The organism is Methanobrevibacter ruminantium (assembly GCF_016294135.1).
GTDB classification, from domain to species: Archaea; Methanobacteriota; Methanobacteria; order Methanobacteriales; family Methanobacteriaceae; genus Methanobrevibacter; species Methanobrevibacter ruminantium_A.
Map to the genome: position 1 here is coordinate 59,837 of NZ_JAEDCO010000006.1, position 7,875 is coordinate 67,711.

The window sequence follows — 7,875 nt, forward strand, 5'->3', positions numbered from 1 at the left end:
TAATAATGTATTAATTATAAGTGAAAATTATGGACTAAAACCCAAAATTTAAAATCACTTAATTATATGATATAAGAAATTTATATGAAAAAATTTGAAATATATGAATTAATTCAATATTATAAGAATTTATGTATTTGACTGAAAATATTTAAGGAGGATACAAAATTTATGAAATTTAAGAAATCACATATCCTTTTGATTTCATTGATATCATTGTTCTTGTTATTGAGCATGAGTGCAGTTTCTGCTGCAAGCGATGATGCAAGCATTGCTCAAGCTACAGAAATTAATGATATTGATGCAATTGATGATATGGGTAATGACATATTATCTGGTGATGGTGATGGGACAGAGGGAGGTGATCCAACTCTTGATGATCCGGAAACAGGTGAAACAACTGATCCACTTCCAGTTTCCACTACTACAATTGAATCAAGAAATAAAACCTACATCAATGGGGATGTTAGTGCAGACTTTGATACTAAAAATGTAACTATTCCTATAGTTATAGTCAAAGATGGCACTGCAATAGAGTTCTATAGAGAAAACATTACTTTAGTAATGGTTTATAATAACGGAACTGATTATGAAGCAGTGGAAATCACTGATTTTGATTTTTCTGTAGAAGAAGGTAACTATACAATTAGTTTTGTTAAGGATGTTCCATTCAATGATGCTAAGTTAAATATTATTTATGCAAATGGAACTTTAAATGAAACCACAAAAGAAATTAGTTTCATTGTAAAGAATACAATTATCTCTGATAACACTATAAATGTAAATAATCACACTCATAATGTGTCCATTCCTATTAGTGTTAATCGTACTACTGTGATTAGCTATGACGGTAAGAATATTACTAATGAAACCACTTTAAATTTCACTGAAGGTGACATTGCATTAGTAATTAAATATGAAAATGGTGAAGAGAATAAAACTGAAACATTGGACATTACTGATTTCTTATCTGGTGAAAATGGTAATTATACAATTAATTTCATTATCCCTAGTGAAAAATTCAACAATACAGTTTTAACAGTAATCTATAAGAATCAAACTTTGAATGAAACTAATAAGACCATTAAATTAAATGGAATTATTGAAGCGAATATTGTTCCTATAAATGTAACAGCAGATTATCAGGATGGTCAGTTCGTTTTCTTACTTAATGATACTGTAACTGGTCCTATAGCTAATACAAATGTTACTGTCAAGTGGGATAGCCATATAGGCAACATCACTATCTCTAATCAAAAGACTTATTTAAGTGATGAAGATGGTTATATTAGAATCAATAACACAGATTTAACCATGATTAATAGTAGTTGGTCAACTGTTCCTTTAGCAGAAGGAACTTATAATCTTACATTTGCTGGTGGAAATGGTTTAGTGGTGAATGATATCCATGAAATTACTGTAAATAAGGTTTATGTAAACATTTTGCCTGATCCATTTGAAACTCTTGCTGGAGATGCAAAGAATTTCACTGTAAAAGTGGTAAACAAGAATACCGGAATTGGATTGAAAAGTGTTAAAATTCAATTGAAAGTAAAAATTGATGGTCAATACAATACTTACACTATGATTACCGATGAGAATGGAACAGCAAGAATATCCGTTAATTTAGGTGGTGGAAATTATCCTTTAACTGTTTCAACTGATGATTCCAGTATTTATTCTGCTTCTGCAAATTCCAGTTTAGTCATAAATAAAAAGCAAGCGGTTTTAACTGCAAGTGATAGGACTATATTATATGGTTCTGGCACTACTGTAATTGTTACTGCAAAAGATAAGAAAACTGGAAAAACTTTACCTAATGTATACATTTTATTGCAGGTTTACACAAGTTCCAAAAAGGTAAGCAACTTTTTGGTTAAAACAGATTCTAAAGGTGTAGCAAGGTTCAGCACTGGTTTGACAGTAGGAAAACATAAGGTTATCATGACTGTGTTTGATAATTATTACAATTCAAGCAGTATTACAAGATATGTTACCGTTAAAAAGACTACTGGTCAGTTCAGTGCTCCTAAAGTAAGCACTTATTACAAATCTGGCAAAGTTTTCAAAATTAAATTAACCAATACCAAAAATAAGGCATTAATGTATGGTGCTTCAGTTAATATAAAAGTATTCATCTCAAAAAACAGATACTATAATTTAACTGGAACCACTAATGCAAACGGTTTGGTCCAATTTAAAATAACATTTAAGCCAGGCACTTATAAAGTTGTAGTTAACTCTGCTGACAAAGGTTACACAGCTAAAGAGGTAATTAGCCAAATCAAAGTCAGCAAATTTCCAATTAAAATGGCTCCTACAGCTTTAAAAGTCAAAAGATATGGCTACTTTAAAGTAAAGGTAACTAGTACCAAGTCTAAAAAGGTTCTTTCTGGAGTAAAAGTTAAATTGAGAGTTTATACTGGCAGAAAGTATAAAACCTACACAATTAAAACCAATAAGAAAGGAATCGCTAGCTTGAAAATCAAGCAGAAAGTAGGAAAACATAAAATCGTTCTTACTCCTGCACAAACTAAATATTACAGTGCTAAAACAGTTACTAAAACTTTGAAAGTTGTTAAGTAATTGGAAATTTATATAAAATTAGTTATCAATTAAGAGATTTTATTCTCTTAATTCTTTTTTTATTTTTTTTAAAAAACAAGTATTTTATAGTTTTTATTCAATTCCCTCTATTTTTAAAACAGTATAAATTTTATATATTAAGGATTATCTTTAAAATCAATCAATTTCAAAAAAAAAAAATAAAATAGATGATTATTTACTTTAAATCATCAGTATTGATTAAATCACTATTCATCAATGATTTCATTGTATCAATGTCTATTTGTCCAGGTGCTGTATTGTCATTTACTACAGCAAAAGTAAATGGTGCATTGAATTTAGATGCAATAACCCTTGTATAGCTTCCCAATTCTCCCATGGAAATAGCTACAACGTTATCGAAGTGAGATAATAATGGTAAAATTGTCAATGTATCCTCTAATGTATTAGGCATAACTGCTATCTTTGCAATGTCTCCAAGTTGTTTTTCCTGAATTACAATGTCCATTAATATGTCCAAATCAGGAGTTTGTTTGAAGTTATGGTAAGAAATGATGGATGTTACTCCAGTTTCTGTAATTGATTCAATAAGCTCTCTATCAGTTTGAAGCTCTACATCAACATAATCAGCCACATCACAACATTCTCTAAGTATAGCTATCCTGTCATCTTCACTGCCTCTAAAGGATCCTCCTTCCTTAGCAGTCCTATTGGTTGCTATTGTTGGGAAATTGATTTCTTCTAGGATTTCCTTTACAATCTTAGGATTAGGATTTTCCATGCCATCTATTCTAAGTTCAAGAATGTCTGCACCTTTTATTATGCAATCGTTAGCAACTTTCAAGATGTCTTCCTTGTTCTTTTGGAAAATTGGAATAGCTATTTTAGTTTCACTGTACACGCTGTTTACCCCATTTTAAAAACATAATTTTTATCATTTTTTGATTTTAATTTTTATTTACTAATATATTTAACTTATTTAATTAAATACTTAATTGATTTCAAGCCTGTTTTATACAATTATCAATGTTTAATAAATAATTAAAGATATTAACTATAAAAGCTAAAGATATTAATGATATTATGAAAGTTGTAGCTATTGGTGCAGATATTTCAAGCAATGATGTTTCCGTTTCCGATTCATTAGTTGAAAACATTGAAAAGGACATTCCTAAACTCTTCGAATTGGGAGCAAGAAAGGCAGCTTTAACAAATGTTACAGGAGATGATGTTGTAATCACTGCATTTGTTGAAGATGAGTTATTGGAAACAGTTAATGCAGGAATTGTAGAAATATTAAGAAACAATGCAGAAGATTTAGGTGATGTGGCAGGAATCTCTGAAGATCCTGATAATGCTGGAGAAGGCATATCCTATGCAGAAGCAAATCTGGAAGAAGGTCCTTTTCAGGATGCAATCATAATGGCATTTGACACCTATGGAGGGGAATCTTTTGTAGCTGATGTGGCTAATTCTGCTATAGAAGCAGCAAGTGGAATGAAATCAGTCACCGGAGTCAGCGATAAGATAGGTACAAGAACTGATATTCCAGGAGTAGGGTATGTATCCATTGATGACACTGATGATCCTGTTGTGGTTGTTTCAGTAAATGAATTGGAACAGATTGCTGTTGTTGCAAGTGCTATGGTTGGAGCAGCTTTAGGTAATAAAAACACTTATCTCGTAAAGAGGCATACTGCATGCAATGTGCTTCCAGGAAGTGTCTTGGTATCTGTAACTGCATTAATGAATGGAAATATGATAGATTTATCTATACCATTTGAAAACAAAACTAGAATTTTAGGTTAAGTATCATCTTAATTGATTTTAGATACTATTATTTTAATTATTTTTAATAAAGCAGTAGTTTAATTAATCATAAATTAGATTATTCTTTATTAAAATTTTTTCTTATTTTTTATCCTATATTTTTCATTTTATTTCTCCTAATTTTTCTAATTTTTTACTTATTTTTTTATTATTCTTATTTTTTTTATTATTCTTATTTTTTTTATTATTTTTATTTTTTTTATTATTCTTATTTTTTGAATCTTTATAACTTAATTTAGTAAACTTTAAGGTTATATTGAATATATTGAACTGTATAACTTTAAGAGAGGTGATAAAGTGAATGATATTGGTAAAATCTTGGTTGGTGTTCTAATCGGTTTGATTTTAGTAGGATTAGCAATCACATTTGCCCCGTCTGGAGCTTATGATAATTCTACTGATGTTTCTGTAGCAGATCAATCCCAATCCAACGATAAGGGTGGAATATTAAACTTTGTTCAAAACTCAACATCCAATTCTTCTGCAGTTAGCAGCAAGGGTTCAGGTTCTCAACTTAGTTCAAGCAGTTCTGGTAGCGGTGTTACTGGTGGAGGAGCTGAATACAATGCTCAAGAGGGTAGCGGATATTATTACTAAATAAACTATAGTGATGGCAATTTCCGTCAATACGATACTAAAACTGGAGATTTATTCGGTTCTAGTTTTGACGAAGACCAAGAAAAATTAGGTAATTATAATGGAGAAATGCTTTAAATTAAATTTTATTTTTACCATTTTTCGGAATAATATAAAATTTTAATTTTTTATTTTTCTCTTATTTTTATGCTATTTCTATTTCTTATTTCTATTTTTAGATTATTTTTTTACATTTTGCATTCTATTTCTTATTTCTGTTTCTTTAAAATTTTCAAATTTTATATATTTTTAATAAATAAATGATTAACTATTTAATATTTAAGAACTATATATAATAATATTAATAATTTTTAAGATTATTATCTAAATTTAAACTTAATTTAATTAATTAATTTGAAATAATTATTTAAAATTTCGATTGTGGTTCATATGATAATATTGAATGAAAATACAAAATGTTTAGTACAAGGAATTACTGGAAAACAAGGCCAATTCCATACTGAACAGATGATTAAATACAATACAAAGATTGTAGCAGGAGTAACTCCAGGCAAAGGCGGTCAAGAGGTTTGCGGAGTTCCTGTTTTTGATTCTATTGAAGAAGCTAAGGAGAATGTAGATGTAAATGCATCAATCATATTCGTACCAGCACCATTTGCAAAGGATGCTGCATTTGAATCCATTGATCATTTGGATTTGGTTATTATAATCACTGAACACATTCCTATTCATGACACTATGGGAATCATGGCTTATGCAAAAGCAAAAGGCGTCACTGTTATTGGACCAAACACTCCTGGTGTAATTTCCCCTAAAGTGGGAAAACTTGGTATCATGCCTACACATATCTTCTCTGAAGGTGATGTTGGAGTTATTTCCAGAAGTGGTACATTGACTTACGAAATTGCAAGCCAATTGACCCGTGCAGGAATTGGACAAAGTACTTGTGTAGGTATTGGAGGAGACCCTGTTATCGGTACTCCATACATTGAAGTATTGGATATGTTCGAAAACGACCCTGATACAAAAGAAATCGTATTGATTGGTGAAATCGGTGGAGGTGCTGAAGAAGCTGCTGCTGAATACATCAAGGACAATATTACAAAACCTGTTGTAGCTTATATTGCAGGTCTTTCTGCACCACCTGGAAAAAGAATGGGTCACGCAGGAGCTATCATTGCTGGTAACTCAGGTACTGCAAAAAGCAAAATGGAAGCTTTGGCAGCTGCTGGTGTAAAAGTAGCTACAAAACCTTCTGAAATAGTGGAATTTATTAAAGAAGTTCGTGGAGAATAATCTCTCCATCTTTTTTTTATTTTCTAAATTATCAAAATTACACAAATCTAAAAAATTAAAATTTACAGAAACTCTATTTTTATAGGAAAACTATTTTTCTCGGTGATAATATGGATAAAGAAGAAATCATTGAAAAGTTATTGGCTGGTGAAATGAAGCTTTATCAAATTGACAAGTTTACTGAAAATGCTACAGAAGCTTTAGACATTAGAAGGGAATTTATAGAAAGACATTCCAATTGCCAGCTTGAAAAGATAGCAGACTATACATTGGATATGGAACTTGCTTTTGCAAAGAATATTGAAAACCCTATAGGAACAGTGCAAATACCTATTGGAGTTGCAGGTCCCTTAAAAGTCAATGGAGAATATGCCAAAGATGCTTTCTTTGTGCCACTTGCTACATCTGAAGGTGCATTATTGGCTTCAGTAAATAGGGGCTGTTCAGCCATCACTGCGGCTGGAGGGGCTAATGCAAGGGTAATCGGCGATAAGATGACAAGAGCTCCTGCTATCAAAACCGATTCAATCGTTGAGGCTGTAAATGTCAAGAAATGGTTTGAAGATAAGTTTGATGAGCTTAAGGAAATCGCAGAATCCACAACAAGCCATGGAAAATTGGTTAAGATAGATCCAATCATCATTGTAGGAAATTATGTTTATCCTCGTTTTGTTTACTCAACTGGAGACAGCATGGGCATGAACATGGTAACCATTGCCACTGAAAAGGTCTTGGCTAAATTGCATGAGGATTTAGGAGTTCATGCTTTGGCTTTAAGCGGAAATTTATGTGTAGATAAGAAACCTGCAGCAATCAATATAGTGGAAGGAAGAGGAAAAACTGTTGTTGCAGACATTTTAATCCCTGAAGCTATTGTAAGGGCAAAGCTTAAGACAACTGCAAAGGCAATAGAAGAGGTAAACACTGCTAAAAACTTGGTAGGTTCCGCAGCAGCAGGCAGCATGGCTTTCAATGCTCACTTTGCAAACATGATTGGGGCGATATTCTTAGCTACCGGTCAGGATGAAGCGCATGTTGTTGAAGGTTCATTGGGAATTACAACTGCAGAGGATAGGGATGGAGACTTATACTTCTCTGTAAACATGCCTGATTTGCCTATCGCTACCATTGGTGGTGGAACAAGGCTTGAAACTGCAAATGAAGGATTGCAGATAATCGATTGTGCAGGATCAGGTAAGGTAAACAAATTTGCTGAAATTGTCATTTCAACTGTTATGGCAGGTGAATTGTCCTTAATTGCAGCAATATCTGCAGGACACTTGGCAAAAGCTCACCAAGAGCTTGGAAGATAATTGTTTTTAATTTTATTAAATCTTTTATATTATTCTTATTATTTTATTTTTTCATTATTTTCTCAGTAATTGCTGATATGGATTAAATTTTTTCTATTTTTATAACTATTGATTATTATGCCCGACAATGAATATATTGATTTTAAAAAGGAATTTGAAGAATTCAAAAAAGAATTGGAATCCAGTAAACCTATGTTTGATGATGAATCTATAGAGTTCAATGATTTTGATCTTTTAGATAGCATAGATGAATCTAATGATCATGCTAATTTAA

General features: G+C 31.5%; 6 protein-coding genes. 5 read left to right on the forward strand and 1 reads right to left on the reverse strand.

All coding sequences use genetic code 11. The annotated features are described in order from the left end of the window. Window positions 1–171 precede the first annotated feature (171 nt). Window positions 172–2,586, forward strand: a complete 2,415-nt coding sequence (locus VW161_RS02985; RefSeq protein ID WP_325192691.1) for an MSCRAMM family protein — start codon at window positions 172–174, stop codon at window positions 2,584–2,586. A gap of 196 nt (window positions 2,587–2,782) precedes the next feature. On the opposite strand, the gene aroD is transcribed toward VW161_RS02985, so the two are convergent. Further along, complete coding sequence (gene aroD / locus VW161_RS02990; RefSeq protein WP_304105077.1) at window positions 2,783–3,466, reverse strand: type I 3-dehydroquinate dehydratase; 684 nt, start codon at window positions 3,464–3,466, stop codon at window positions 2,783–2,785. A 182-nt stretch (window positions 3,467–3,648) separates the two neighbouring features. Here aroD and VW161_RS02995 point away from each other — a divergent pair, with 182 nt between their 5' ends. From VW161_RS02995 to hmgA, 4 genes are all read left to right on the forward strand, one after another. Further along, complete coding sequence (locus VW161_RS02995) at window positions 3,649–4,374, forward strand: hypothetical protein (RefSeq protein ID WP_304086035.1); 726 nt, start codon at window positions 3,649–3,651, stop codon at window positions 4,372–4,374. 318 nt (window positions 4,375–4,692) lie between these two features. Further along, window positions 4,693–4,992, forward strand: coding sequence for a hypothetical protein (locus VW161_RS03000; protein WP_325192692.1), 300 nt, complete (start codon window positions 4,693–4,695; stop codon window positions 4,990–4,992). Window positions 4,993–5,421: 429 nt separating this feature from the next. Then, window positions 5,422–6,288 carry a succinate--CoA ligase subunit alpha gene (gene sucD, locus VW161_RS03005; protein WP_304087978.1) on the forward strand — a complete coding sequence of 289 codons (867 nt, stop codon included), beginning with the start codon at window positions 5,422–5,424 and terminating at the stop codon, window positions 6,286–6,288. A 110-nt stretch (window positions 6,289–6,398) separates the two neighbouring features. Next, the gene (gene hmgA / locus VW161_RS03010; RefSeq protein ID WP_325192693.1) at window positions 6,399–7,601 is read left to right on the forward strand and encodes a hydroxymethylglutaryl-CoA reductase (NADPH); all 1,203 of its coding nucleotides are present in this window, start codon (window positions 6,399–6,401) and stop codon (window positions 7,599–7,601) included. Window positions 7,602–7,875 lie beyond the last annotated feature (274 nt).

Coding starts and splice junctions, on each gene's coding strand:
- VW161_RS02985 (WP_325192691.1), top strand. CDS start 172: ATGAAATTTAAGAAATCACATATCCTTTTGATTTCATTGATATCATTG.
- VW161_RS02995 (WP_304086035.1), top strand. CDS start 3,649: ATGAAAGTTGTAGCTATTGGTGCAGATATTTCAAGCAATGATGTTTCC.
- sucD (WP_304087978.1), top strand. CDS start 5,422: ATGATAATATTGAATGAAAATACAAAATGTTTAGTACAAGGAATTACT.
- hmgA (WP_325192693.1), top strand. CDS start 6,399: ATGGATAAAGAAGAAATCATTGAAAAGTTATTGGCTGGTGAAATGAAG.